A 2786-nucleotide genomic window follows, 5' to 3' on the forward strand; every position below is an offset into this window, starting at 1 on the left:
AGAAATGTAAATTTTTCTCTTTTAAGTTCTATAGATATTCTAACCTTTGGCTTCCCTTGTAATGATTTTAGTGTTGTAGGAACCCAGAAAGGAATCGAAGGAGTTTTTGGACCTCTTTATTCATACGGAGTAAAAGCACTTCATTTTTTTAAGCCAAAATGTTTTCTAGCAGAAAATGTTAGCGGTTTACGAAATGCTAATGATGGTAAAACCTTCAAGTTAATTTTAAGAGAGTTATTTGAAGCGGGATATAATATATATCCGCATCTTTATAAGTTCGAAGAATATGGAATTCCACAAAGAAGACATAGAATTATCATAATAGGAATAAGAGAAGATTTAGATTTAGAGTATTATATACCCATGCCCACGTTTAAAACAAAAACATGTAGAGAAGCAATAGAAATACCTCCAATTACATGTAATTTTCCAAACCATGTCTTTACAAAACAAACAAAAAAAGTAATTGAAAGATTAAAATACATTAAGCCTGGTGAAAATGTTTTTACTGCCAATATTCCAAAACATCTTCAATTAAATATAAAAGGTGCAAAAATAAGCCAAATTTACAAAAGGTTAGAACCTGACAAACCAGCATATACGGTTACAGGAAGTGGAGGAGGAGGCACACATATATATCATTGGAGGGAAAATAGAGCTTTAACAAATAGAGAGAGAGCCCGCCTTCAAACATTTCCTGATAATTTCATTTTTTATGGACTTAAAGAAAGTGTAAGAAAACAAATTGGGATGGCAGTTCCTCCATATGCTTCAAAAATAATTTTAGAATCAATATTGAAGTGTTTTGCTGGAATTCCTTATGAACATGTTGAAAACAATATTAAATTTGAAGAAAGGTGTATTAGATAGCAAATTAATGATTAACGACCAATTATTTGAAAAAGTTCTGATTGAACCAATTAAAAACGGAGCAGATAAACTATTAATAGTTTCTGGATTTGCATCTCCAGCAATGGTTTTACATCATTTCGAGGAAGTTAAAAGGATTGACAAAAAGATTGAAGTTCATCTTATTGCAGGAATGTATATTAAAGAAGGCCTGCCAAAAAGCACTCATATAGGCTTTACTAAGCTATTGACAGAAGATTATAGTCCGTTCTTTAAATGCAGTTATATATTTCAAAATAAACCTGTTCATTCAAAAGTATATGTATGGCTTAAAGAATGTAATCCTTTTAAATGTTATATAGGGTCTGCTAATTATACACAAAATGCATTTTTTCTCAACAATCGAGAAGTTTTAACTGAAAACAAACCAGTTGAAGGTTTTGATTATTTTAATTCGTTAATTGATGATTCAATTTATTGCAATCATATAGATATTGAAAAATATTTTGTTATTTTTGATGAAAAAAAATATCCAAATTTAAGTAAAAGAAGAACTGATATAATTCAAAACGAAGAAAGCGGTCTTCCTTCTTTAAAAATTAGTCTTTTAACTTCTAGGGAAGAGATTGGTATACATTCTGGATTAAATTGGGGACAAAGAGAAGGTAGAAATCAAAACCAAGCATATATACCTTTAAAAAAAGATGTATATCAAACAGACTTTTTTCCACCACGGAAAATTCACTTTACCGTAAGAACAGATGATGATAAAATTTTGATATGCTCAAGAGCTCAAGATAGTGGAAAAGCTATACATACACCTCACAATAACAGTCTGTTAGGTGAGTATTTCAGATATAGATTAAATTTAGCAAATGGACAGTTTGTGGAAAAAGAAGATTTAGTAAGATATGGAAGAACAGATGTTGATTTTTATAAAATTGATGATGAAAATTATTATATGGACTTTTCTGTTTAATTGCTATGACTGATAACCTCACAGAAGAACAGAGAAAAAAGAATATGCAAAATATTCGTTCTAAAAATACGAAGCCAGAAAAAATCATAATGAAAGAATTAAAACGAAGAAAAATATATTTTGCAAAACATGTAGATAAAATTACTGGGAAGCCTGATATAGTTTTTAGAAGAAAAAAAGTGGCTGTTTTTATTGACTCAGATTTTTGGCATGGCCATCCAGAACGATTTATTATGCCAAAAACTAATACTAAATATTGGAAAAATAAAATCGATAGAAATATAAAAAGAGATAAAGAAGTGACTAAAATTTTAACAGAAAAAAATTGGAAAGTAATACGATTATGGGAATATGATATAAAACATAGTTTAGATATATGTATGAATAAAATATTAAAGGCAATTGATAAGATTTAGCATTATAATGCATATACTTTAAAAAAATTTAGTTATAAAAATAGAAATTTACTAACATGAGAAACTATTAATGATGAATCATAGCATTTTTCTTCAAATTCAACCTTCTGCCTCCTCCCCGTAAACACAAAAACAATCTCACAATCCTTCATACCCTTAAGTTTCTCGTAATTTCCCATATAGTCAGACTTTCCGGTTTCGACTTCAATGATGGTTTTTCTGTTGTCTTTCTGTGCGAATAGGTCAACGGTTTTTCCTTTGCCGATTGGGTGTTCTTTGTTGACCTCGAAGCCTTTGTCCCGGAGCTGGGTTGATATTCTGTCAATCCAGAACTGATGGATAAGCCCGCCGTATCGAAGGGGAACCTGTTTGTAATCTCCACGAAGTCGAAGATATTCTTGTCCCTTTAGTTCTATCTGAAGCAGGGTAACCTTGCCTTTTCGAACCGACACCGGAAGTTGATATATGAACTTGTTTTCAATCAGTTTTTCTTTTATTGAATTACCCTTGTTAACCGACAGGTTCAGCCTTGAATATCTATC

General features: G+C 30.7%; 4 protein-coding genes. 3 read left to right on the forward strand and 1 reads right to left on the reverse strand.

Features of this window, described 5'->3' with window-relative positions; genetic code table 11:
• The 3 genes from KO464_08595 to KO464_08605 form a co-directional block, all read left to right on the forward strand.
• Positions 1–870 (forward strand): DNA cytosine methyltransferase (locus KO464_08595; GenBank protein MCC7573433.1); only part of this gene is annotated, 870 nt, incomplete at its 5' end.
• Positions 848–1828: an NgoFVII family restriction endonuclease gene (locus KO464_08600; GenBank protein ID MCC7573434.1), complete on the forward strand. Its 981-nt coding sequence runs from the start codon at positions 848–850 to the stop codon at positions 1826–1828. The genes KO464_08595 and KO464_08600, both read left to right, overlap by 23 nt.
• Before the next feature lie 5 nt (positions 1829–1833).
• Positions 1834–2244, forward strand: coding sequence for a very short patch repair endonuclease (locus KO464_08605; protein MCC7573435.1), 411 nt, complete (start codon positions 1834–1836; stop codon positions 2242–2244).
• 32 nt (positions 2245–2276) lie between these two features.
• Here the strand turns inward: KO464_08605 and KO464_08610 are convergent.
• Positions 2277–2786, reverse strand: a 510-nt coding sequence (locus tag KO464_08610; protein ID MCC7573436.1) for a hypothetical protein, incomplete at its 5' end; no start/stop codon positions are given.

It is taken from the genome of Methanofastidiosum sp. (assembly GCA_020854815.1).
Classification (GTDB): domain Archaea; phylum Methanobacteriota_B; class Thermococci; order Methanofastidiosales; family Methanofastidiosaceae; genus Methanofastidiosum.